Raw genomic sequence first — 24,707 nt, forward strand, 5'->3', positions numbered from 1 at the left:
TTCCCCCACCGCCCCATGACGGGCAAACCGTAACCGAAATAGCGTTTCATTTTTATGGGGGAAGTGACGGCGATTACCTGGGAGGGGGAGCGGCAAGGCAGCCCCCACAGGATGCTACGGAACCGCTGTGGGAAGCTGGCTTGCCAGCAAATGGCGAATTCACGCCAATCAAGCCAGCAAGCTCCAGAGCGCGGCGAAGATCAGCCATACCGCCAGGGCACGCAGCAGCACTCCGTGCAGTGCCTCCAGACGATCCATTCCCGCCGCCAGCGGCTCCTCGGTGCTCTTCTCGGCGCTTTCCTCCACCGGTTCCGCCGCCTGGGCGGTGTCGTTGAGCAGTTCACGGCTGTCGTCCAGGCGCCAGAGTTTACCCGCCGCCGCCCGCGTCACCGCGCCGAACTGGCCCGCCAGTGCCAGCGCCAGCACCGTCAGGCGCGCCGGGATCCAGCGCAGCGCCGCGTCCAGGCTCTGTGCCCAGTCGCTGTGTTCGCGGTGACGCTGCAACCAGGCCCGGTTAAGTACGAACAGCACCACCGCGCCGAACCCCAGTGTCATCAGCCAGAATAAAGCGGTGAACAAAACAAAGACCCGTTCCAGGAAGCCGCTTTCCAATTGCCGGAACCAGTCCCGGGAACCGGCTTCGCCGGTGATTGGCAACGCCTGCTCGGCCAGTTCCCGCAGCGCTTCGCCATCGTTCAGGCGCCCGCATACCAGCAGCTCATCCACCAGCCGGAATTCGCTTTCCACGCCGACCAACCACAGCATCAGGGCGGTCCCCAATACCAGCACCAGCAGATTGCCCCAGCCGCCGGCCAGCCAACCGAACAGCAACGCCACCAGGATCGCCGGCAGGGCCACGCTCAGCCACCAGCCCGGAATACCGTGACGCACCGGCGACAAGGTGGCGAGGCAGCGCTGGTGCCGGTCCGGGCGGGCCAGCACTCCGGGCCAGCCGCCATCGCGGCGACGCAAAGCCAGAACCAAAAGTAAGACGAGCAGTTTCATAGCGCTTCCAGCGGTTTTCCTCAGTGGTTATTTCCAGCTGTCATTACCAAGCGCCGATCCGCGCCCAGTCAAAACAGGGCCCGGGATCGGTTTTACGGCCCGGAGCGATATGCTCGTGGCCGGTGATGGTATCGCGGCTCAATCGAGGATAATGACGGATCAGAGCCGCCAGCAACGGCTTTAACGCCGCGTATTGACGTTCATCAAAGGCTTGATCATCGCATCCTTCCAGCTCGATGCCGAGTGCATAATCGTTGCAGTTGTCCCGCCCGCGCCAGGACGAGGCGCCGGCATGCCAGGCACGCTGGTCACAGGCGACGAACTGCACCAGCTCACCGTCACGGCGAATCAGGAAATGGGCGGACACCCGCAGATCTCTCAAACCTTTGAAATAGGGGTGAGCGTCATGGTCAAGGCGGTTCTGGAACAGCGCTTCGATGTGCGGGCCGCCAAACTGGCCCGGCGGCAGACTGATGTTGTGCAGAACGATCAGCCCGATGTCGTCCGGATCGGGGCGGGCATTGAAGTTCGGTGAGGGCACCTTGCGGGCTTGCTCCACCCAGTGCTCTTGCAAGGTATAGGTCGGCGTCAACGACGGTGATACGGACACGGAAACTCCCCAATGATGATGGGGAGCGCCGCTCAGTGGCCTTGCCGCCGGCGCAGATCGCCGATCACCGCCTCCAGGGCCCGGTCGAACAGCGCTCCCTCATCGATGAGTTTAACAGTGCCTTCCCGCATGGCAACGGCCAGCGCGGTGGCGTCGAATTCCTCCACCTTGATGCCCCGGCGGTTAATGAACACCAGTTTGGCGCCCTCGCGGATGTTGGCCGCCAGCCGCGCGCGGCGGGCCTCGTCGCCAGCGCCGATTTCCACCCACTGGCCGGGTCGCAGCGCCCGCGCCCGCACCAGCAAGGCATCGTCCTCCGGCAAGGGTGAGGCGACCACGTCCTCCGGCGCCGCTTTCACTTTCACCCGCCGCGGCTCCTGCCCCCGGAACATGGCCTCCTGGGCCAGAGCCAGGCCGCGCACCAACGCCTGGCTTTCCACCTCGTCGTGCTGTATCGCCGCCAGCCCCCGGGCCACCGCCACCCTCAGTTTGGGCGCCATCTGGCGGGCTTTATGCTGGTCGGCCTCCGTCCCATGTGGCAGCAGACACCAGATCAGCGCATCGGCGATCTTGCTTTGCCGACGCCAGGCTTCACTGTCTTCTCCTTCACGCAGCAGCGTCAGGTACAGCACCTGTTGCCAACCCTGACGCAACAGGCGGATCAGTGCCTCCGGCAAAGCCCGGCCCGCCAACCGCTGGTCCAGGTGCCGCCGCGCCCGCGTCATCGCCTGCTCGGCCCGGGCACGTCCCTCCTCGCTTTCGCGCAAACGTTGCGCCAGGCGACGGGCGCGGGTGTCCTGCTCACTGAAATACTCGTCGAATTCCGCCTGCAACTGGGCGAACAGGCCGTCGTCTTCGTCGTAATGGTCGATCACCGTGTAGACCGCCCGGCGGATACGCTGATACAACTCGTCACCCGTGCCTTGCTGCGGGTCCCACTGAGCGCCGGCCCGGGCCAGGGTGTTGAGCAACGCCCGGGCCGGATGGCCGTCGTCACCGAAAAAACCGTTGTCGTTGATCGCCACTTTCAGCAGCGGAATCTGCAGACGCCCGATCAACGCCTTGACGTCAGCGGGCAGCGACTCGTCATCCAGGATAAAGTCGAACAGCATGGCCACCAGATTGATGAGGTCATCATCGGCCTGCTCCAGAGCGTGTACCACCGGGGCATCCTGCTGTTGATCCAGTTCCCGGGCCAGGGACTCGCGCAGCCCCCGGCGCTCGCCCTTCCCGGATTGCCCATGAGCATCACGCTGCAGGCGCGAAAGCACCTGTATCAGGTCATCCCGGCTGACTGCCCGCACCGGCTGATCCACGGTGACCGGCGCGCCGCCCCGATGCGCCACGCCATCAAACAGGGTGGCCAGGCCGGACAGATCAAACGGTTCCGGTGACGTCTCCGGCACCGCCCTGGCCGGCCCCCTCAGCAAGGCCAGCAACTCGCCCAACTGGCCGTGGTCGGCGCTGGAGGTGGGGCCATCGGCCTGCCGCGATTCGGTCCCGCCGGAGCGCCGGACCGGCCGCCGGGCCACCGGTGCGCTGGCCAGTTCCGACAGCACACCGGCCTCCGCCAGAGTGCGGTTGGCCTGCTCCACCAGGGCCGGAGCCTCGTCCATGACCACCCGCTCGAACAGCTTCAAAACGATCAAGCGGGCGCGGATATCCAGCGACAAGCGCAATACGCAGTCGGCAAAGCAGGCGGCCAGTTGGCGGGGTTCCAGCGGATTGTTTTTCTCGCTAATCGCCACCTTGCCCTCGAACAGATATTCCAGGCGGTGACACAGCAGGGCCAGAGCCTCCTCACAGCCGTTGCGGGCCCGGCGCGCCAGGTTATCCAGCGCCACTGAGATTTCCAGCTCGTCATTCTGCACCAGCGTCAGCGATTCGATGCCAGGGGAGGACGCCTCCGGAGACGGCTTGCGTTCCCGGCCGATCTCATTGAACAAGGCGACGATGCCGTCATGAAAGCCGGTTTCCAGCACCCGTCTTTGCAGACGAAGCTCGCGCATGGCGTCGAAGTAACGATCCCGCTCACGGTCGGTTTCGGTTTCCGCCATGTTGAACAGCATGTCGTCGGCGCCGTCGAGCATGCCCGCCAGCAGCGCCAGAGCCCGCTCCCGGGTGCACTCACGAACCTGTTCCAGCGGGCGTGGCAAGGGCTCGGCGGGGGCGGTGCCGGTGCGGCGACCCGAGGCGGTACCGATGTGCGTGACGTTGGTCATGGCTGATTACCCCGGCACCCCGAAAGGAGTCCCAGCAAGAAAAGTCCATACGGATACAGAGAAACTAAGCTAGCACGACCCCAAAATCACTATTTTGAACCAACTCTCAAATAAGACATTAGTCTTATTTCAATTCCCCGCATGATTGGTGAAAACCCGCGCAACCCCGATCCCGCTTTTCCCGGCAGGCCGAATTCCCTACTCTTCCTGTGAAAAGACTGGAAGGGAAACGATGGAAACCATCATTGATCGCACCGAGGCTGTCCGCGACCTCATGTGGGGCTGGCCGGCCCTGATATTGATCGCCGGCACCGGTATTTATCTGAGTTTGCGCCTGGGGTTTCTGCCTATCCGGCGCCTGGGGTTCGGCTTTAAGCAGATGTTCCGCCCCTCCCCAGGGCAAGGCACCATCGGCTCCAACGCCGCGCTGGCCACGGCGCTGTCCGCCACCATCGGCACCGGTAACATCGTCGGCGTCGCCACCGCCATCGCTTCCGGCGGCCCCGGCGCACTGGTATGGATGTGGCTGATCGCCCTGGTGGGCATGGCCACCAAATACGCCGAGGCGGTGTTGGCGGTGCATTACCGGGAACAAGACCATCGCGGGCAGTACGTGGGCGGCCCGATGTACTACATCCGCAAGGGCATGGGGTCGCGCTGGGCCTGGCTGGCGGTGCTGTTCGCCTTCTTCGGCATGTGCGCCGGTTTCGGCATCGGCAACACCACACAAACCCACTCGGTGGCCGACGGCCTCCACGATAGTTTTGGCGTACCCACCTGGACCACCGGGCTGGTGCTGATGGCCATGGTCGGCCTGGTGGTACTGGGCGGCATCAAGCGTATCGCCCGGGTCGCCACCTTCGTGGTGCCGTTCATGGCCCTGGCCTATCTGCTCACTGGCCTGGCGGTATTGGTGGATCACGCCGCCGCCCTGCCCGCCGCCATTGCTCTGTGCTTCGACGGCGCGTTCAGCGGCACCGCCGCCGCCGGGGGCTTCGCCGGCGCCGTGATCAAGGAGGCGATCCAATATGGTATTGCCCGGGGTATTTTCTCCAACGAGGCCGGCCTGGGCAGCGCGCCCATCGCCCATGCGTCCGCCAACACCGACCACCCCGCCCGCCAGGGCAGTGTCGCCATGCTCGGCACCTTTATCGACACCATCGTGGTATGCTCCGTCACCGGTCTGGCCATCGTCGCCAGCGGTGCCTGGACCAGCGGTGAAAAGGGCGCTCCCCTGTCCGCCCTGGCTTTTTCCAGCACTTTCGGCACCTATGGCGAAATCGTGGTGACCTGTGGTCTGGCTATCTTCGCGTTCACCACCCTGCTCGGCTGGAGCCTGTACAGCGAACGCTGTACCCAGTATTTGTTCGGCGAGCGCGCCTTGGTGCCGTTTCGCTGGGTCTGGGTGCTGGTGGTACCGGTAGGCGCGATGATGGACCTGGGCCTGGTCTGGCCGATAGCCGATATCATGAACATTCTGATGGCGGTCCCGAATCTGATCGCTCTGTTATTCCTGGCCCCCGTGGTGGTGCGCCTCAGCAAAGAGTTTTTCGATCAACAATGACGACCCGATCCCTGCCCGACTACGCCCGCGCCGATATCGCGCGGGTCGTGGCCTTCGCTTTGCAAGAAGACATCGGCGACGGTGATATCACCGCGCAGCTGATCCCCGAGTCCGCACAGGCGCAAGCCACCATTGTGACCCGCGAGGACGCGGTGATGTGCGGCGCGCCCTGGGCCGAGGAAGTATTCCGTCAACTGGGTGGCGTGGACGTGCAATGGCACGCCGGAGAAGGCGAGCGGTTGGCCGCCGACACCGTGTTCTGCACGCTCAGTGGCAATACCCGCCGCATCCTCACCGGCGAACGGACCGCACTGAATTTCCTGCAGACGCTGATGGCCACCGCCACCAGCGCGCGGCGCTACGCCGACGCCGTGGCCGGCACCACGGTCACCGTGCTGGACACCCGCAAGACCCTGCCAGGCCTGCGCGCGGCGCAGAAATACGCGGTCCTGTGCGGGGGCTGCGAAAACCATCGCCTGGGCTTGTACGACGCTTTTCTGATCAAGGAAAACCACATTACCGCCTGTGGGTCGATCACCGCCGCCATCGAGCAGGCCCGCCGTGTCGCCGCCAACAAGAAAATCATCATCGAGGTGGAAAATCTGGATGAACTGCGAGAAGCGGCGGCGCTGACTCCGGACCAGATCATGCTCGATAATTTCACCCCGGAGATGCTGGCCGAGGCCATGTCGCTGGCACCGCACAGCGCTCTGGAAATCTCCGGCAACCGCACTCTGGATGATGTCGCCACCCTGCCGGACAGCCGCCCGCTGTACCTCTCCTCCGGCGCTCTGACCAAGCATTGTCAAGCGGTGGACCTGTCGCTGCGCCTGCAAGGGACGGCTTGAAAAGTGGACCGTCAAAAACAGTCTGTTCTTCAGCCACTGTGGGAGATTCTATGGTGCCCTGCAATGCTTAGAAGAGCTTTGCGGGGCAATATTCTTGTTGCTGCTTCATCAGGGCGAAGGCGGTGCGAGCGATCTTCCGGGCCAGGATCACCAAGGCTTGCGTGGTGTGCAGTCCCCGGTCCCGATAGCGCTGATAGAAGGCGCGCCAGACCGGGTGTCGAGACGCACTCATGGCGGCACAGTGCAGCAGTCGCCTGACCTCCGTATCCCCTTGCTTGGTCAGCTTACGCTTGCCTGTGAGTTTGCCGGAGTCGCGGACTCGGACATCCAGCCCCAGGAAGGCAACGAAAGCATCGCTGTTCTTGAAGTCCCCTCTCAGGAAGGCCATGACCAAGGCGGTGGCGGTGATCTCGCCGACCCCGTCGATCGCGTCGCAGCGTTGGACCTGAGTCTGTAAGCCGGCGGCGCTCACCGCGCTCTTGAGCCGTTTCTGGATCAGAGAGTCAATCCGGTCCATTTTGGCGATCAGGGCACGCAGAGGGGCCTTGAGCTCCGGTTCTCCGCTCAGGCTCTGACGTAATGCCGTGCGGGCCTTAACCAAGGCGGCCCGGCGACGCAGCAGGCTCTGCAGCATCCGGTACGCCTTTGGGGGCGGGCTCCACGGGCGTAACTCGTCTTTCTCCTTGTGCAGATGGCGGGCCAGCAACTGGGCATCGGCCAGATCCGTCTTGGCCCGCCCTCCAACGCCTTTGCGGTAGTTGCTGAGGCGGTAACCGTCCACCACATAGACCCGATGCCCCTTGGCGTGTGCGCGCTCGGTAATGTCCATGTGATAGGTGCTGGTCGCCTCAATGGCGATATCGCAGCCCTCGGGGAGGGTGGCCAGCCATTGGCGAATGGCTTGGGGCGTGTTGTCGATGGTGAAGGTTTGGTTCAGGCCCTGGAGGTGAATCACCAGGTCATCTTTCGCAACGTCGATCCCGATCTCCGGGCGGCTTGCCGGCATTGCCATGGGGCACCCCTGTCAGCTAGGTTAAATGGGCTTGTCGGGGCGCACCGTCACGCTGGCTTGCAGAGTATCGTCGGTCTGAGTGTGCGCTCAGCCGATGGATTCCTTATCGGCGTTTGAAGGTGCGGGGTGGGGCCATATCTCCCACAGTCTGTACCCTAGGGTCAGAAGCTTGCCTGGTCCCTCCACCCCGACAAGTCTTCTCCTTCTAAGACTTGCCGGGAAACCATACAAGCTTGCCTGCAAGCGAATGGGGTTCGCTCAGGCGCTTGCAATATTCGCTTGCAAGCAAACTCCCACGGCGACTCGTCGTTTCGTAAAATTCCCCGCGGTTCAGCTTCCATACAGCCAAATCGCGTATCATCGAGTTAATCGGAAGCAACGCCGCCTTATGGGCGCGGCGTTGCTTACCAGAAAAAATGCATAGGAAGGCAGACCAAGGCAGGCAAACGAAGGAGAGCAACCATGCGTGCAATGATCATCCTCGGTACCGCCGGATTGTTGCTGATGACCGGCTGCACCTCGACCAAACGGATCGTGGTGGACCCGCAAGGCGTGGATCAGGCTCAGTACCAACGGGATCTGGCCGAATGCGAGCAGGTCGCCGATCAGGTTTCCACCGGCCGGGATGCCGCGGAGGGTGCCATCGGCGGCGCGGTGCTTGGCGGCATTCTCGGTGCCATCTTCGGTGATTCCGGCACCGCTGGCCGCATGGCCGGCGGCGGCGCGGTACTGGGCGGCGCCGGCAAGGCCGGGGACGCCCAACAGGAAAAGTCCCAGGTCATGAAAAACTGCATGCGCGGACGCGGTTACCGGGTTCTGAACTGATCCAGCCTCAGGGGTCTCTACGAGGCCGCTGTGGGAGCTTGCCTGCAAGCGAATTGGGCCGGTTTCCCAAAGATTCGCTTGCAGGCAAGCTCCCACAGTGGCTTCGTAGTCCGGCTGTTCCTCTCCCTCTCCCTTCTTCCCCGTTCTACTTTAGTCTTAGCCTCTTCACGTGGTATCAAAGTGGTACGGCTCGTAAGCTAGTGCGGGTCCACGTATTCATCATGGCGATAAAAACAGGAGAAGATCCATGGCACCTCGTACTTTGATTCTTGCCGCCACGCTGGGGTTGTCCGGCGCCCTGCTCGCGGGCTGCGGCGACGAGCCCCAGGACGCGCCACAAGGTGGAAGCAGCACCGATGGCTCGGCTTCCGAACAGACCCAGACCAGCGACAGCACGCCCGTGAATCTGATCTTCGGTACCGGCGGCACGTCCGGTTCCTACTATCCCATCGGCGGCGCGCTGAAACCCATCTTCGAGGCCAGCGACCTGATCGGCGGGGTACAGGTGGTTTCCACCGGAGCCTCGGTGCAAAACATCCAGAACATTCAGGATGGCCTTAATCAGATCGCCATCGTCATGAGCGACGTGGCCTACGACGCGGTCAACGGCAACAATCAGTTCGCGGGCAACAAGGCCGACATCACCACCCTGGCGGGGCTCTACCCCAACGTGGTGCAGATCGTCGCCACCGCGGATAGTGGTATCGACAGCGTCGATGATCTGGCCGGCAAACGGGTCGGCGTGGGCAAGGTCGGTTCCGGCGTGGAACAGAGCGCCAAAATCGTGCTGGAAGCCACCGGCCTCAGTTACGATGATCTGGCCCGGGTCAGCCACACCGGCTATGCCGACAGCGTGACGGAAATGAGCAACGGCAACCTGGACGCGGCCTTCTTCACTTCCGGCGTTCCCAACTCCAGCATTACCGGACTGATGCAGACCAACGACGTGACGTTCGTGCCGGTCACCGGCGAGGTGGCCGACAAACTGCTCGAAGCCTATCCCTATTATGAGACGTACACCATTCCCGCCGGCAAACCCGAGCGCTACAACCTGGATGCCGAGGTCACCACGGTGGCGATTCGCAACATCCTGATCGTTCCCGCCTCCATGGACAGTAAGGTGGCGGAGGAATTGACCGGGCGTTTCGACGACTATCTGCACTCCGGCAAAGTGTCGGTTGGCGCCCTCAAGGACATTGACCCGGAAACCATGGACCAGCACTTGGTGGTTCCTCTGCACCCCGGCGCCAAGAGCTATTACGACAGCCGCGACGGCGGCGAATAAGCCCGCACGGTGGTAGCGAGGATCGGAATCCGGCGCCGCTGGCGGTTGGCGTTGGTTCCGATCATGGCGGCGATTCTCGCGGCACTGCTTTGGCCGAGATTCTGGTTGGTGATTGAGGAAGGCGAAGCACTGCGTTACGCCTTCCCCGCGACCTCCGGTTCCGACTTCGCATTGCGCTGGACGCACTCGGTGGAAAAAGAAGACTGGGAAGAACGGTTCCAGATTCAGACGAATGGCAGCCTGATGCTGGTGGAAACCCGGTTCAAGACCTTCGGTGCCGGTGTCCCCGCCGCCGTGGGCCGCGAAACCCGTCTCGAACAGGGCTGGGTGGTCATGAGCGGCATCCACCGCCCGGTGGATCCGCTGCATGTCCAGGCCGCCGAGGCAGAACATTACCGACTATACTTCCAAGGGCGGACACTGGATCTGACGCATCCCGGTGCCCCGCCGATTCTGACATTCACGACTCGGGAAGCCCCCTTGTTGACGATGCTGCCCGCCCGGTTCGGAACCTGGTGGCGGCAGTGGAGATCGCCATGAACCCATCTGCTTCATCCCCTTCCCCACTTCCACCGGAACCGGAGAGGGTGGAAACGGATCCCGCCATCAAGGAAGCGCTGGAAAAATACGATCGCGAGAGTCTGGTCCGCGACGCCTTGCCCCGCTGGATCCTCGCCTTTATTACCGTTGTGTGCGTCCTGCTGGCGTCCTTCCATTTGTACACTTCCTTTTCCGGGCCGCTGGTGGATATCGCCCAGCGCAGCATCCATCTCTATGTGCTGCTGGCTCTGGCATTCATCCTCTATCCGATCACCAAAAAAGGAGCGCGGAACCGGGTCCCCTGGTTTGATGCCATTCTGGTTATCGTCGCTTTTGCCATTGGCATTTATATGCTGGTGGTGACGGACCGGGTGATCACATCGGGCGGACGTATCAATCAGGTCGATATGGTGGTGGGCGCGGTGGCCATCCTGCTGGTGCTGGATGCCACCCGCAGGGTAACCGGCTGGGGCTTACCGATTCTGGCCGCTCTTTTTCTGGTCTACGGCTTCTACGCCAAGCTGTCTTTCTATCCACGGATCAACGAGGCTATCGTCCTGGCCACAGGCCGGCAGATCATGTCGCATCTGGTGTTCATCACCGAAGGCCTGCTCGGCACCGCCATCGCCGTATCCGCCAGCTACATCATCCTGTTCATTCTGTTCGGCGCTTTCCTGGTGAAATCCGGGCTGGGGCAGCTGTTCAATGATCTCGCCCTGGCCGTGGCGGGCCACACCCGGGGCGGTCCCGCCAAGGTGGCGGTGCTGGCCAGCGGTTTTCTCGGTTCCATCAATGGCTCGGCCATCGCCAACGTGGTAACCACCGGCGCCTTCACCATTCCGTTGATGAAGCGAACCGGCTACAAACCCAATTTCGCCGGCGCGGTCGAAGCCTCCGCCAGTGTCGGCGGACAGATCCTGCCACCGATCATGGGCGCCGCCGCCTTCATCATGGCGGAAGTGCTGTCGGTGCCCTACACCCAGGTGATCATGGCCGGCATCATTCCCGCCCTGCTGTTCTATCTCGGTGTGCTGTTCCAGGTGCATCTGCGCGCCATGCGCAACGGCCTGGAAGGGATTCCCAGATCCCAACTGACGCCGATCAAGGAAGTGATGATCAAGCGCGGCCACCTGCTGGTGCCGATGGCGGTATTGATGTGGTTGCTGTTCGAAGGGCGCGCGCCGTTCTTCGCCGCGTTCTGGTCCATCGCCGCCACGGTGCTGATCTGTGGCACCCGGCGGGTGACGATCGGCGCCACGATCCTGCTGACTCTGCTGATCTTCGAGCCGCAGCTGCGCGCCCTGATTCTCGGCAATGCCATTCCTTCCATGCCAACCAGCCGCCTGACTCTGTTCGCGGTCATCGCCATTCCGGTGCTGATCAACGCGGTTCGCGCCCGGCTTGGCCTGGTGGCGGAGAAGATGGATGTGGCCGATTGCCGTGACGCCATGACCGACGGCGTGCGCAACTCCATTCCCGTGGCCCTGGCCTGCGGCGCCGTGGGCATCATCGTTGGTATCGCCACCCTCACCGGTATCGCGCTGGAAGCCGCCGACGCGGTGGTGCAACTGGGGAGGGCCATTCCCTACCCGACCCTGCAACTGCTGGCGACCCTGATGCTGACCATGATCGCGTCCATCGTGCTGGGCATGGGGCTGCCGAGCATCCCCACCTACATCATCACCAGCACCATGGCGGCGCCGATCCTGCTCAACCTGCCCTTGTTCCGCGAACTGGCCGGCGACAATGATACCGCCATCTTCATCGCCCACATGTTCGTCTTCTACTTCGGCATCTTCGCCAACCTGACACCACCGGTGGCCCTGGCCGCCTACGCCGGCGCCGGCATCAGCGGCGGCTCGCCCAACGCCACCGGCTTCCAGGCGATGAAACTGGCGGTGGCCGGCTTCGTCGTGCCTTACATGTTCGTGTTCGCCCACAACATGCTGATGATCGACGCCACCGTCGGCAACATCATCTGGGTGATCATCACCGGGACGGTAGGGGTACTGCTGTTGGCGGTGGCGGTGGAAGGCTATCTGCGGCGTCCGCTGGGCGCGGTGTGGCGTCTGCTGGCCCTGGCCGGCGCGCTGTCGCTGATCTATCCCGGCCTGTGGAGTGACGTGCTGGGGGCGGTGATTACGGTGACGTTGTTTTTGTTGGCGAAGAAAGAGGGTTCCGCGGCGCCGGTAGAGACCCGAGTCTAGGGCCGGTGCTCCCCCACGAATCGCGCCATCTAAGTGGCGCGATTCTCGCTCTTATGCCAAAATCGCGCCACAGAGGTCAAAAATCGCGCCACCATGAGTTCTCCGGACGCTGTGCTTCAAAGTCTTCAAGCCCACCCCGACGGCCTGAATATCAGCGAGCTTCTCGGGCTGCACCCGGACATTCCCCGACGCACGCTTCAGCGATGGCTGGCGGTTCTGGTCACCCAACGCAAAGTGCGAACGGCAGGCGCCGCCCGGGCCCGCCGCTACATTGCCATTTTCACCGACCCGCATGAGCACGGCGGGGACCGTTTCCCAGCCCATATCCCCTTGTCCGCCGACAGCCGGGACATCCTCGCTTACGTGGACCAGCCGCTTACAGCGAGAAACCCCGTGGGTTATCAACGGGATTTCCTGGATGCGTATCAACCCAACAAGACCCGCTACCTTTCCGAACCGGTAAGACGGCAACTGCACGCCATGGGGGACACCGGTCAAATCGAGCGCCCGGCGGGGACTTACGGCCGCGCTATTCTGGACCGCCTTCTTATCGATTTGTCCTGGGCCTCCAGCCATCTCGAAGGCAACACCTACTCCCGCCTGGATACCCGCGAACTCATCGAGCATGGCCAGGCCGCGACCGGAAAAGCCGCCGCCGAAACTCAGATGATCCTCAATCATAAAGCGGCTATCGAACTGCTCGTGGACAATGCCGATCTGGTCGACTTCAATCGGCATACCCTGCTCAACCTGCACGCCGCCTTATCGGAGAACTTACTGTCCAACCCCGCCGACGAAGGCCGTCCTCGGCAGCACCGGGTGGAAATTGGCAAAAGCGTCTATCGCCCCCCCGAAACTCCGGCTCGCATCGCGGAAGAACTGGACTTGCTACTGGATAAGCTGGCGCGCATCAGCGATCCCTTCGAACAATCCTTTTTCGCCATGGTCCACCTCCCTTACCTTCAGCCCTTTGCCGACGTCAACAAGCGCACCTCCCGCCTGGCCGCCAACCTGCCGCTTATCCGCGCCAACCTCTGTCCGCTCACTTTCCTCGGCGTGCCGGAGCAGGCCTACAGCCGTGCCATCCTGGGGGTGTACGAACTGACGCGCGTCGAACTCCTGCGTGATCTCTATCTCTGGGCCTATGAACGCTCCACCCAGGAATACCTGGCCATTAAACAGGAACTCGCGGAACCTGACCCGATGCGCCTGGCTTGGCGCCAAAGGATCAGGGAGACGGTCCGTCAGGTGGTGCTCCAGGCTGACAGCAACCCCTTGGACGTAATCAGGAACAGCCTGACGGATCTGGCTTCCGAAGAGGAGCGGAAAGAAGTGGCGGACCTGATCATTGAGGAGCTACGCCGTCTTCACGAAGGCGTTTTGGCACGATACGGCCTGCGCCCGGCTGAGTTTCAGCACTGGAGGGAAAAACAAAGGTGATTTATGGCATGGAGCCTGAGACAAGCAACCCGACATTGAGCACGGCGGAGAAGTTGTTGAAGCCGTTTGGGTTGCGATTGGGGTGGTGTGAAAGCGGGTTTCGGGGATTATGGTCTACGGGGCCGGGCCTCGCTCTTTGCCGGAGGTTGCAACGGCAAGAAGCAAGACCCGACCCCGATACACCGTTTATATACTAAGCATCATGGGCGACATTGAGACGGAGCGTATTGCTCGGGAAGATTACCAGTAGTACCAGCGCCAAGAGTTGTTCCAGGTGCACCTTTACCTGCGCTCGCGCTATTGCACTGCCACGCAATTGATCCATCATTTTGCGCAAACGGCTCTAAAACTAGTGTATTCCCGTCAATAGCAGCATTTACATTGTTGCCGTATGTAATGACAATTTCGCCATTGGCGTTCACGTCAACAGATGCGACATATTGACCCTGGGTGTCAGTAGCATTCGCGCTCATTCCTGCTTCAGTACGGGAAGCCGGAACAGTACCTGAATTCAGATAAGTTTCGGTAATAGCCGTTTTAGCAGCCGCTGCCAAGTTCAAGCCCTCGGATACTTGAGAGCGAATGGTGTAATCCTGATAAGCCGGAATAGCGACCGCCGCCAGAATCCCAATGATCGCCACCACGATCATCAATTCGATCAGCGTAAAACCCTTTTGCACGTTTTTCATTGTTGCGTCTCCATAGCGGGAACTGTGTTTTCCGTGCTCACCCCCAAGGCGAGCGTCGCGCTTTCCCCAATGCAGCTACCGGGCCAATTTTCCTGAGCCAGGATTCACGGGGGCTGGAGAGAAAGTGTGAACGGTGCACTCTGCCGCTTTGCGTCAGCCACTGACCGATTTTGTCACCCTGAATGGACGGGTTTGGGCACCTGCTCGAATGGCCGCTCCGTTCCAGCAGTTGCTCTCCGTCAAGGAAGTGGGACCCGGTTCTCAGCCGCCGGGCACCGGCTCTTTACAGCCTGGACAAAGGCTGCCAATCTTCTGATACATAAGAATTATTTCCTATTTACGAACCCATTCTTTCCGACCCATGAGCAGTCCTCAATCATCCCTGAGCGGCCTCGCCCGCCGCCTGGTCAACGAAGGCCATCTGTCCACCGAGCAGGTGATGGAAGCGGCCGGCGCCGCCCGCCGGGAGCAGATGCCGCTGGTCCGGCGTCTGGTGGGCTCGGGTCTGCTGACCGCGGCCACCGTGGCACGGGCTTCCGCCGAGGAGTTCGGGGATCCGGTGATAGATCTGGACGCGTTTTCCCCGGATGTCCTGGTCAAGGACCTGGTGGATACCAAGCTGATCGCCCGCCACACCGTCCTGCCCCTGTACAAAAGGGGCAGCCGTTTGTTCGTCGCCGTCTCCGACCCCACCAATCTGCCGGCGCTGGAGGAAATCCGCTTCAATACCGGCCTCAACGTGGAAACAGTGATTGTCGAGGACGACAAGCTGACCCGTTGGATCGACCGGCTGGAGTCGGAGGCGGAGGGCAAGGCGTTCGCCGATCTCGACGAGGGACTGGACAATCTGGACGTGGCCAACGGTGAACCGGCCGCGGACGCCAAGGACGAGGCCAACGGCGCCGACGATGCCCCCATCGTTCGCTTCGTCAACAAGCTGCTGCTGGACGCCATCAAGGGCGGCGCCTCGGACCTGCACTTTGAACCCTACGAAAAGACCTACCGGGTACGGTTCCGTCAGGACGGTGTGTTGCAGACCATGTCCAAGCCGCCGATCAACAGCGCCAGCAAGATCGCCGCCCGGCTCAAGGTGATGGCGCGCCTGGATATTTCCGAACGGCGGGTTCCCCAGGACGGTCGCATCAAGCTGAAGATTTCCAAGAATCGCGCCATCGATTTCCGGGTCAACACCTGCCCCACTCTGTTTGGCGAAAAGATCGTGCTGCGGATTCTGGATCCGGACAGCGCCAAGATGGGTATTGATGCGCTGGGCTATGAACCCGAGCAGAAAGACATGTACATGAAGGCCCTGAACCAGCCCCAGGGCATGATTCTGGTCACCGGCCCCACCGGTTCCGGTAAGACCGTGTCCCTTTATACCGGCGTGAACATTCTCAACACGCCGGAGCGCAACATCTCCACCGCCGAGGATCCGGTGGAAATCAACCTGGAAGGCATCAATCAGGTCAACGTGAATCCCAAGCAGGGGCTGGATTTCTCGTCCGCGCTGCGGGCGTTTCTGCGTCAGGATCCCGACGTCATTCTGGTGGGGGAGATCCGCGATCTGGAAACCGCGGAAATCGCCGTGAAAGCGGCCCAGACCGGCCACCTGGTGTTATCGACCCTGCACACCAACAGCGCTCCGGAAACCCTGACCCGTCTGCGTAACATGGGGGTGCCGTCCTTCAATATCGCCACTTCGGTGAGTCTGATCATCGCCCAGCGCCTGGCCCGCCGCCTTTGCAGCCACTGCAAGGAAGCGGTGGATGTGCCCAAACCCTCGCTGCTTGCGATGGGTTTCACGGAACAGGACATCGAGAGTGGCTTTACTGTGTTCGGCCCGAAAGGCTGCCAAAAATGCAATAACGGCTACAAGGGCCGGGTGGGGATCTATGAGGTGGTCCGGGTCACGGACGGTATTGCCCGCATCATCATGCAGGATGGCAATTCCATCGAGATCGCCGACCAGTGCCGCAAGGAAGGCTTCAACGATTTGCGCCGCTCCGGGCTGCTCAAGGTGATGCAGGGGGTCACCAGTCTGGAGGAAATGGACCGGGTCACCAGCGGCCACTAGAACGTTCATGGGGACGTGTGCACGGAATTTCCGTGGCGCGAGACACGATTAAGGGGGATACAGGACGCCTATGGCTAAGACAGCGGCGCAGCAGAAAACCGCCACTTTTCTCTACGAAGGCCTTGATCGCAAGGGCAGTAAAGTCAAAGGGGAAATCAGCGGCAAGGGCCCGGCGCTGGTGCGCGCTGAATTGCGCCGCCAGGGCATTCAGGCACGCAAGGTGATCAAGAAACGGGAGCTGTCCCTGGGCGGCAAGAAGAAGATCAAACCCGCCGACATCGCCCTGTTCACCCGCCAGATGGCCACCATGATGAAAGCCGGCGTACCGCTGGTGCAATCCTTCGATATTGTCGCCGATGGTCTGGACAATCCATCGATGAAGGACGTGGTGCTGAAGATCAAGACCGAGGTGGAAGGCGGCAACAACTTCGCCGGAGCCCTGCGACAGCACCCGACACTGTTCGACGATCTGTACTGCAGCCTGATCGAATCCGGCGAGGCTTCCGGCTCGCTGGAGACCATGCTGGATCGTGTCGCGCTCTATAAAGAAAAAAGCGAGGCCTTGAAATCCAAGATCCGCAAGGCGGTGAAATACCCCATTGCCGTCATCTGTGTCGCCGTTATCGTCACCGGCATCCTGCTGGTAAAAGTGGTGCCCACCTTTCAGGAATTATTTGAAGGATTCGGGGCCGAGTTGCCGGCCTTTACCCAGTTCGTCATCGGATTGTCCGAAGGACTGCAGGCTCATTTTCTCCCCATACTGCTTGGAGCAGGCGCGATTATTGCCGGTTTCATCCAGGGAAGGAAACGGTCCCAAACCTTCAAGGACGCCGTGGATCGCCTGTTGCTGCGCCTGCCGATCATTGGCGACATCACTCACAAAGCCACCGTGGCCCGGTTTGCCCGAACCCTGTCCACCACCTTCGCCGCCGGTGTCCCTCTGATCGACGCCCTGGACGCCTGCGCCGGCGCCACTGGCAATGTGGTTTATCGCAAGGCGGTAGTGCAGGTCAAAGAAGACGTGGCCACCGGCCAGCAGCTACAATTCGCCATGCGTTCCACCGGTGTTTTCCCGCCAATGGCCTTGCAGATGACCGCCATTGGCGAGGAATCCGGGGCCCTGGACGGTATGCTTGGTAAAGTCGCCACCTACTACGAAGATGAGGTGGATAATCTCGTGGACGGTCTGACCAGCATGCTGGAGCCGCTGATCATGTCGGTGCTGGGTGTGCTGATCGGCGGCCTGATCATCGCCATGTATCTGCCGATCTTCCAACTGGGTCAGGTGGTCTGACCGACAACAAACAGGATAACGACATTCGTGTTTAGCTTTCTCGCCGACCAGCCCGCACTGCTCATTCTCTTCTGTACCGTGTTCGGGCTGCTGGTGGGCAGCTTTCTCAATGTGGTGATTCACCGCGTTCCGCGAATGATGGAGCGCACCTGGCGGCGCGAAGCCCAGGAAGTGCTGGAACTGCCCATCGAGGAAACCAGCCCTTACAACCTGGTGGTGCCCCGTTCCCGCTGCCCGCATTGCGACCACGCCATTCGCTGGCATGAGAACATCCCGGTGGTCAGTTGGCTGCTGTTGAAGGGACGCTGCAGCGCCTGCGGCCAGGGCATCAGTGCCCGCTATCCCTTGGTCGAGTTGCTCAGCGCCCTGATCGCCGCTGTTTGCGCCTGGCAGTTTGGCTATGGGGGCTGGCTGATATTCGTGCTGTTCGCCAGCTTTACCCTGCTGGCATTGGCGGCCATCGATCTGGATACCACGCTGCTCCCTGATGCCATGACCTTCCCGCTGCTGTGGGCAGGTTTGCTGGCGGCGCTGCTGGGCATCTCGCCGGTTGCCCTGCCGGACGCCGTCGTCGGCGCCATGGCCGGTTATCTGTCGTTGTGGAGCCTGTACTGGGTATTCAAGCTGGTCACCGGCAAGGAAGGCATGGGCTACGGTGACTTCAAACTGCTCGCCGCGCTGGGCGCCTGGCTGGGCTGGCAATATCTGCCGCTGGTGATTCTGTTGTCCTCGGTGGTGGGTCTGGTGTTCGCCATTGGCATGATGGCTCGTGGTGGCCTCAAAAAGGGTCAGGGCATTCCCTTCGGTCCCTATCTGGCCATTGCCGGCTGGATCGCGCTGTTGTGGGGCGACACCATCGTCGGTGCCTATCTGGGCCTGTTTCAGTTCTAGGATATCGCCTTCTCTGCCTGCGAAGCCGCTGTGGGAGCTTGCCTGCAAGCGAATTGTGTTTCAGGGAAAGATTCGCTTGCAAGCAAGCTCCCACAGCGGCTTCGTGGCAACCCCTTTATGGCCAAGAGGCCGACGGCAGCCCGGGGAGGCGGCGTTCTGGATTTTTCCGGCTCCGCCGTGTAGTTTGCAGACCAGTTCCGGGTGGAGACAAAGCATGTATGTGGTAGGTGTCACCGGTGGTATCGGCAGTGGTAAAACCGCCGCCACCGATTTCCTGGCCCGTCTGGGCATTACCATCGTCGATGCGGATCAGGCATCCCGGATCGTGGTGGAGCCGGGGCAACCGGCACTCCATGCCATCGTCGATCGGTTCGGCGAGCGGATATTGCAGGAAGACGGCACACTCAATCGCCGGGCTCTGCGCGATATCGTTTTCAGCAACGATCAGGCTCGGCGGGAGTTGGAAGCGATTACCCATCCGGCCATCGGCGACGAGCTGCGCCGGCAGATCCAGGACAGCGATAGCGATTACACCGTGCTGGTCTCGCCTTTGCTGCTGGAAGGGCGGCAAAAGGACATGACCCATCGCGTTCTGGTGGTCGACGTGCCCGGTGAAATTCAGGTGGCCCGCACCGTGAATCGGGATCAGGTCCCCATGGAGCAGGTGGAGGCGATCATGCGTGCCCAGCTGTCACGGGAAGAACGCCTGGCCCGGGCCCACGACGTGGTGACCAACGACGGTCCCCTGGAGCGGCTTCATCAGCAACTGGAACAACTGCATCAACGTTATCTGGAGTTAGCCCGACGCCATGGCGGATAACACCACTCGCATCTACCCCTGTCCCCATTGCAAGAAACCCACCCGCTGGGACGACAATCCCTGGCGGCCGTTTTGCAGCGAACGCTGCAAGATGATCGATCTGGGCGCCTGGGCCTCGGAGCAACATGTGATTCCGGGGGATCCGAACGCGCCGGTGGACGATCTCGACGACCCGGAGCGGTAATCAATCCACCCCGGGCCAGAAGGCACGGATACCGGCGACGCCATAGGCGCCGTGCTCCCGGGCCGTGCTCAGATCATCCGGGGACAACCCGCCCAGGGCATAAAACACCAGCGGCCGCCCTTCGGTGAGCGCGGCGAAACCGTCCCATCCCATGGGCGCCACATCGGGATGCGTGGCGGTGGCCACCACCGGCGATACCACCGCCATGGGGATATCCAGCGCCAGAGCCTGCTCCAGGGCCGCGGCATCGTGGCATGCGGCGGAGAGCACGCCGGTAAACCCGTTCAGTTCCACCGTCGACGCGGCCATCAGAGCCCGGCGGCTCAGATGCAATCCGGCGGCCCCTTCCCGCGCCGCCAGCGCCGCATCATCCCGGACCCAGAAGGGCAGGCCCCGTTCACGGCAGCACGCCGCCAGCCTCGGCAGTGCCGGATCCTGACTCCAGCCACGCAGATACACACCCTGCCGTCGCGGGTCCAGCCGCTCCAACCCCTGGACCACGGCTGGCTCCTCGAGCCCCTCCGGCACCACCACCCACTCCGGCGGCAGTCTCAGCGCCAGCGCCACCGGGCGATTGGCGGCGGGAAACGCGCGCTCGGTGATATCGGCCAGCGGCACCCACTCCACTGGCTGGCCCTCGCGGCCGTGGGGCTCGCCGCTGTAGCGCCGCACCTCTCGGAAATGCAGGGTGACCTTGAGGTCCGGGTAGCGGTGGCGCACGGTCATGAACGGCTCGCATCCGGTCACATCCAGCCCAAGCTCCTCGTGCAGTTCACGGGCCAAGGCAACGTCGAGAGCCTCTCCCGGCTCCACCTTGCCTCCCGGGAACTCCCACAGCCCGCCCTGATGCTTGTGCTCCGGGCGGCGGCTCAGACACAAGCGTCCGTCTCCGTCGCGAATAATGCCCGCCACCACGGTGATTTCCGGAAGGCTCTCATGGGAATCAGGCATGGTCAGGTACGATACTCGGCGTTGATTTTCACGTAGTCATAACTGAAATCACAGGTCCACATTTGCCCCCGGCCCGCTCCCGCCGCCAGGTCCACACGGATGGTGATTTCCGGACGCGCCATGACGGCGGCGCCGCGTTCCTCGGTGTAATCGTCGTCGACGCCACCTTCATTGACGATACGAACCTCATCCAGCCAGATCGCCACCCGGCTCACGTCAAGAGTATCGATCGGCGCGCGCCCCACGGCGGCCAGAATACGGCCCCAGTTGGGGTCGGAGGCAAACAGGGCGGTTTTGACCAGCGGGGAATGAGCAATGGTTTCCGCCACCACCAGGGCATCACCGTCGCTGGCGGCGCCTTCCACTTGAATCTCAACGAACTTGGAGGCCCCCTCAGCATCGCGGATCAGGGCCTGGGCCAGTTCCACGAACACCTGCTCCAGCGCCTGGAACACCAAGCGGGCGGCTTCGCTGTCCTCCTGCTCGATCGGCGCCGCTCCGGACTGGCCGGTGGCGATCAGAATGCAGGCGTCATTGGTCGAGGTGTCACCATCCACGGTGATGCGATTAAACGAGGCATCCGCCAGTTGGCGCACCCAGCGATCCAGCAACGGCTTGGCGATATCCGCGTCGGTGGCGATGTAACCCAGCATGGTGGCCATGTTCGGCCTGATCATGCCGGCCCCCTTGGCGATGCCGGTGATGTTCACCGGCACACCGCCAAGCTCCAGGCGGCGGCTGGCCACTTTCGGCACCGTGTCGGTGGTCATGATGCCTTCGGCGGCACGCCCCCAGCCATGCTCATCAAGAGTCTCCAGCGCCGCCGGCAAGCCGTTTTCGAACGGTTCCATGGCGAACGGTTCACCAATCACGCCGGTGGAAAACGGCAGCACTTCCGCCGGGTGGCACAGAGCCAGTTCCGACAGCAACACGCAGGTTTCCTCACACAGAGCCAGCCCCTTGTCACCGGTACCGGCGTTGGCATAGCCGGTATTGATCATCAGGTAGCGAGGCGCTTTTTCCGTCAGGTTACGGCGTGCCACCTGTACCGGCGCGGCCTGGAAGCGGTTGCGGGTGAACACGCCGGCGGCGCGGCTGCCCGGCGCCAGCTCGATCACCACCAGATCCTTACGTTGGGCCTTTTTAATGCCCGCTTCCACCGCGGCCAGGCGCACGCCGGCCACCGGAAACCACTGCGACTGCGTCATGTTCGATCCTTCACCAAGGGTCATGGAATGATTCGGGCCACCTGTTCGCGACCCTGATTAATAGCATGGCCTTTCCGGGCCGAAAGGGGCAAGGCCCCCGAACGCACCAACCCCGCCGATGGCGGGGTTGGATGGGAAAGCGCTCTCCCCTCGCGGGGAACCGCCATGATCACGTTTCCAGACGGCCGCAGCAGTGCTTGTACTTCTTGCCGGAACCGCAAATACAGGGTTCATTGCGGCCCACTTTGCGGCCTTCGCGTACCACCGGCTGGGCCACCCGCGGCGGCCCCTGGGTCTGGATACCGTCGCCGGACGCGGTGGGCGCGGCCATCTGCTCTTGTTGCGCCTTCATCCGCTCCGCCTGTATCCGGGCTTCTTCCTGGCGCTGGGCTTCCAGCCGTTCCACTTCGTCGTCGCGCCGCACCTCGAAATTATGCAGCACGCGAATCAGCTCGTGCTGGATCTGATTCAGCATGGCCTGGAACAGCTCGAAGGCTTCCTTCTTGTATTCCTGTTTCGGGTTCTTCTGCGCATAGCCGCGCAAGTGGATGCCCTGGCGCAGATGATCCATGCTGGCCAGATGATCTTTCCAATGACGGTCAAGGATCTGCAGCATCAGGTGTTTTTCGATCTGGCGCAGGGTTTCCTCGCCAACTTCCTGCTCCTTGCGGCGGTATTCCTCTTCCATGGTCTCGATGACCTTTTCCACCACCCCGTCGATGTGCAGCCCGGTATCTTCCTTCAACCACTGGCTTACCGGTGCCCGGCAGCTGTACTCGCTCGCCAGGGTACGCTCCAGTCCATCCACATCCCACTGATCTTCCACCGAACCGGGCGGCATGTAGGCATGAATTTCATCCGGCATCACGTCACGGCGGATGCTCTCAATGGAAGACGCCAGGCTCTCGGATTCCAGAATCTGCTCGCGCTGGCTGTACACCACGCGGCGCTGGTCATTGGCCACGTTATCGTATTCAAGCAGGTTCTTCCGGATATCGAAGTTGCGCGCTTCCACCTTGCGCTGGGCGTTCTCGATGGCACGGGTCACCCAGCGGTGCTCGATGGCTTCTCCGTCCTTCAGACCCAGTGAACGCATCATGTTACGTACCCGGTCGGAGGCGAAGATGCGCATCAGGTCATCTTCCATGGACAGGAAAAAGCGGGTGTAACCCGGATCGCCCTGACGGCCGGCGCGGCCACGCAGCTGGTTGTCGATACGGCGGGATTCGTGCCGCTCGGAGCCGATGATATGCAGGCCGCCGGCCTCCAGCACCCTGGCGTGATTGTCCCGCCATTCGTCCCGGATCTTCTGCGCCTCCGCCCCATCCGGATCCTCGAGATGCTTGATCTGCTCCTCGGGATTGCCGCCGAGCACGATATCGGTACCGCGGCCGGCCATGTTGGTGGCGATGGTCACGGTGCCCGGCCGGCCGGCCTGAGCAATGATCTGGGCTTCACGTTCGTGCTGCTTGGCGTTCAGCACCTGGTGTTTGATCTTGTCCTGATTGAGGCGATGGGACAGGTATTCGGAGGCCTCGATGGTGGCGGTACCCACCAGCACCGGCGCGCCTTTCTCGACACACTGTTTCACCTCGTCGACGATCGCTTCGAATTTTTCCTTCAGTGTCAGGTAGACCAGATCGTTGGCGTCGATGCGCGCCATCGGACGGTTGGTGGGGATCACCACCACGTCCATGCCGTAGATCTGGCGAAACTCCACTGCCTCGGTGTCGGCGGTACCGGTCATGCCGGAGAGTTTGTCGTAAAGGCGGAAGTAGTTCTGGAAAGTGGTCGAGGCGAGCGTCTGATTCTCCTGCTGGATGCGCACCCCTTCCTTGGCTTCCACCGCCTGGTGGATGCCGTCGGACCAGCGCCGGCCCGGCATGGTCCTGCCGGTGTGCTCGTCGACGATGACGATCTGGTCATTCTGCACCACATACTCCCGGTCCCGGTGGAACAAGGCGTGGGCCTTGAGGGCGGCGTGCACGTGATGAAGCAGCGTCAGGTTATGGGCCGCGTACAGGCTCTCCCCCTGCTCCAGCAGATCGTTCTCCACCAGCAACGACTCGATCAGTTGGTGGCCTTCCTCGGTCAGTTCCACCTGCCGCTGCTTTTCATCGATCACATAGTGACCGGTTTCATCGCCCTCTTCCGGCTGCGGCCGGAGCCGCGGCATCAGCAGATTGACCTGGCGATACAGTTCGGAGGAATCAGAAGCGGGGCCGGAAATGATCAACGGGGTACGGGCTTCGTCGATGAGGATGGAGTCCACTTCATCGACGATGGCGAAATTGAGTTTGCGTTGCACCCGGTCTTCCAACCGGAACGCCATGTTGTCACGCAGATAGTCGAAGCCGTATTCATTGTTGGTACCGTAAATGATGTCGGAACCATAGGCTTCGCGTTTTTCCGGCGCCGGCTGCTGGGAGTAAATAATGCCGACGCTGAGGCCGAGAAACTCGTACAGGGGACGCATCCAGTTGGCGTCCCGCTCGGCCAGGTATTCGTTCACGGTCACCACGTGCACGCCCAGACCGGACAGGGCGTTGAGGTAAGCCGGCAAGGTCGCGGTGAGAGTTTTACCTTCACCAGTACGCATCTCGGCGATACGCCCCTCGTGCAACGCGATCCCGCCCAGCAGCTGCACATCGAAATGGCGCATCCCCATGATACGGGTGGCGGCCTCGCGGACCACGGCGAACGCTTCCGGCAACAGTTCATCCAGCGTCTTGCCCTCGGCGAAGGCGGCCCTCAATTCGCCAGTCTTGGCTTTCAGCGCCTCGTCATCCAGTTTGGCCATGTCGTCACCAAGCGCGTTGATCGCCGTGACCAGGCGGCTCATACGCTTGAGTTCACGGTCATTCTTGGTGCCGAAGACTTTCTTTGCGATGGAAGACAGCATGAAACGTCCGTTTTTTCTCAATGGGTGGAGCAGAGCGCCCCGCGCTAAGGAGGGATCATTCTACTCACGAGATTGGGTAGGGGCGACCATAATTCAAGCCTTGGGCGGAGGAATCAAGACCCGGGTGACGGCCCCG

At 62.0% G+C, this 24,707-nt stretch carries 20 protein-coding genes; 12 read left to right on the plus strand and 8 right to left on the minus strand.

Annotated elements, in window-relative coordinates; translation table 11 throughout:
• Window positions 1–168: 168 nt before the first annotated feature.
• Genes RYH70_RS15430 through RYH70_RS15440 form a run of 3 tightly spaced genes read right to left on the minus strand, consistent with a single transcriptional unit; the run spans window position 169 to window position 3,837 of the window.
• The gene (locus RYH70_RS15430; protein ID WP_063142485.1) at window positions 169–1,005 is read right to left on the minus strand and encodes a hypothetical protein; all 837 of its coding nucleotides are present in this window, start codon (window positions 1,003–1,005) and stop codon (window positions 169–171) included.
• 43 nt (window positions 1,006–1,048) lie between these two features.
• Window positions 1,049–1,615 carry a 1,6-anhydro-N-acetylmuramyl-L-alanine amidase AmpD gene (gene ampD / locus RYH70_RS15435; protein WP_080531394.1) on the minus strand — a complete coding sequence of 189 codons (567 nt, stop codon included), beginning with the start codon at window positions 1,613–1,615 and terminating at the stop codon, window positions 1,049–1,051.
• Window positions 1,616–1,647: 32 nt separating this feature from the next.
• Entirely contained in the window at window positions 1,648–3,837 is a 2,190-nt protein-coding gene (locus RYH70_RS15440) for a DUF1631 domain-containing protein (RefSeq protein ID WP_284456054.1), read from the minus strand.
• A gap of 232 nt (window positions 3,838–4,069) precedes the next feature.
• Here RYH70_RS15440 and RYH70_RS15445 point away from each other — a divergent pair, with 232 nt between their 5' ends.
• Window positions 4,070–5,401 carry an alanine/glycine:cation symporter family protein gene (locus RYH70_RS15445; protein ID WP_022993708.1) on the plus strand — a complete coding sequence of 444 codons (1,332 nt, stop codon included), beginning with the start codon at window positions 4,070–4,072 and terminating at the stop codon, window positions 5,399–5,401.
• Entirely contained in the window at window positions 5,398–6,249 is an 852-nt protein-coding gene (gene nadC, locus RYH70_RS15450) for a carboxylating nicotinate-nucleotide diphosphorylase (RefSeq protein ID WP_055098801.1), read from the plus strand. Before RYH70_RS15445 ends, nadC begins: the two co-directional genes overlap by 4 nt.
• 67 nt (window positions 6,250–6,316) lie before the next feature.
• Here nadC and RYH70_RS15455 read toward each other — a convergent pair whose 3' ends face one another.
• Window positions 6,317–7,261: an IS110 family transposase gene (locus tag RYH70_RS15455; RefSeq protein ID WP_233917054.1), complete on the minus strand. Its 945-nt coding sequence runs from the start codon at window positions 7,259–7,261 to the stop codon at window positions 6,317–6,319.
• A 462-nt stretch (window positions 7,262–7,723) separates the two neighbouring features.
• On the opposite strand from RYH70_RS15455, the gene RYH70_RS15460 reads away from it, so the two are divergent.
• The 5 genes from RYH70_RS15460 (at window position 7,724) to RYH70_RS15480 (ending at window position 13,558) form a co-directional block, all read left to right on the plus strand.
• Entirely contained in the window at window positions 7,724–8,086 is a 363-nt protein-coding gene (locus RYH70_RS15460) for a glycine zipper family protein (protein WP_055098800.1), read from the plus strand.
• Window positions 8,087–8,333: 247 nt separating this feature from the next.
• Complete coding sequence (locus RYH70_RS15465; protein ID WP_022993711.1) at window positions 8,334–9,371, plus strand: TAXI family TRAP transporter solute-binding subunit; 1,038 nt, start codon at window positions 8,334–8,336, stop codon at window positions 9,369–9,371.
• A 63-nt stretch (window positions 9,372–9,434) separates the two neighbouring features.
• Complete coding sequence (locus RYH70_RS15470) at window positions 9,435–9,911, plus strand: DUF1850 domain-containing protein (protein WP_055098889.1); 477 nt, start codon at window positions 9,435–9,437, stop codon at window positions 9,909–9,911.
• Window positions 9,908–12,118 carry a TRAP transporter permease gene (locus RYH70_RS15475; protein WP_055098799.1) on the plus strand — a complete coding sequence of 737 codons (2,211 nt, stop codon included), beginning with the start codon at window positions 9,908–9,910 and terminating at the stop codon, window positions 12,116–12,118. The genes RYH70_RS15470 and RYH70_RS15475 overlap by 4 nt, the downstream gene beginning before the upstream one ends.
• A 33-nt stretch (window positions 12,119–12,151) precedes the next feature.
• Window positions 12,152–13,558, plus strand: a complete 1,407-nt coding sequence (locus RYH70_RS15480) for a Fic family protein (protein ID WP_317009372.1) — start codon at window positions 12,152–12,154, stop codon at window positions 13,556–13,558.
• A 200-nt stretch (window positions 13,559–13,758) separates the two neighbouring features.
• Here RYH70_RS15480 and RYH70_RS15485 read toward each other — a convergent pair whose 3' ends face one another.
• Window positions 13,759–14,247: a pilin gene (locus tag RYH70_RS15485; protein WP_317009373.1), complete on the minus strand. Its 489-nt coding sequence runs from the start codon at window positions 14,245–14,247 to the stop codon at window positions 13,759–13,761.
• 361 nt (window positions 14,248–14,608) lie between these two features.
• Between RYH70_RS15485 and pilB the strand changes: the two genes are divergently transcribed.
• From pilB to RYH70_RS15510, 5 genes are all read left to right on the plus strand, one after another.
• Window positions 14,609–16,321: a type IV-A pilus assembly ATPase PilB gene (gene pilB / locus RYH70_RS15490; protein ID WP_022995252.1), complete on the plus strand. Its 1,713-nt coding sequence runs from the start codon at window positions 14,609–14,611 to the stop codon at window positions 16,319–16,321.
• Between the two features lie 70 nt (window positions 16,322–16,391).
• Window positions 16,392–17,615 (plus strand): type II secretion system F family protein, encoded by a 1,224-nt coding sequence (locus RYH70_RS15495; protein WP_022995251.1) that lies wholly within the window; start codon window positions 16,392–16,394, stop codon window positions 17,613–17,615.
• 27 nt (window positions 17,616–17,642) lie between these two features.
• Complete coding sequence (locus RYH70_RS15500) at window positions 17,643–18,506, plus strand: prepilin peptidase (protein ID WP_022995250.1); 864 nt, start codon at window positions 17,643–17,645, stop codon at window positions 18,504–18,506.
• A gap of 214 nt (window positions 18,507–18,720) precedes the next feature.
• A complete protein-coding gene (coaE, locus tag RYH70_RS15505) occupies window positions 18,721–19,326 on the plus strand; it encodes a dephospho-CoA kinase (protein WP_022995249.1) in 606 nt (201 codons plus the stop codon).
• Complete coding sequence (locus RYH70_RS15510; protein WP_022995248.1) at window positions 19,316–19,510, plus strand: DNA gyrase inhibitor YacG; 195 nt, start codon at window positions 19,316–19,318, stop codon at window positions 19,508–19,510. The genes coaE and RYH70_RS15510 overlap by 11 nt, the downstream gene beginning before the upstream one ends.
• Here RYH70_RS15510 and RYH70_RS15515 read toward each other — a convergent pair whose 3' ends face one another.
• The 3 genes from RYH70_RS15515 to secA form a co-directional block, all read right to left on the minus strand.
• Complete coding sequence (locus tag RYH70_RS15515) at window positions 19,511–20,461, minus strand: Nudix family hydrolase (protein ID WP_317009374.1); 951 nt, start codon at window positions 20,459–20,461, stop codon at window positions 19,511–19,513. It abuts the gene before it with no gap.
• 2 nt (window positions 20,462–20,463) lie between these two features.
• Window positions 20,464–21,669: a bifunctional glutamate N-acetyltransferase/amino-acid acetyltransferase ArgJ gene (gene argJ / locus RYH70_RS15520; protein ID WP_317009375.1), complete on the minus strand. Its 1,206-nt coding sequence runs from the start codon at window positions 21,667–21,669 to the stop codon at window positions 20,464–20,466.
• A gap of 169 nt (window positions 21,670–21,838) precedes the next feature.
• Window positions 21,839–24,571, minus strand: a complete 2,733-nt coding sequence (gene secA, locus RYH70_RS15525) for a preprotein translocase subunit SecA (RefSeq protein WP_022995245.1) — start codon at window positions 24,569–24,571, stop codon at window positions 21,839–21,841.
• Window positions 24,572–24,707 lie beyond the last annotated feature (136 nt).

Source organism: Alloalcanivorax xenomutans, from assembly GCF_032810065.1.
Classification (GTDB): domain Bacteria; phylum Pseudomonadota; class Gammaproteobacteria; order Pseudomonadales; family Alcanivoracaceae; genus Alloalcanivorax; species Alloalcanivorax xenomutans.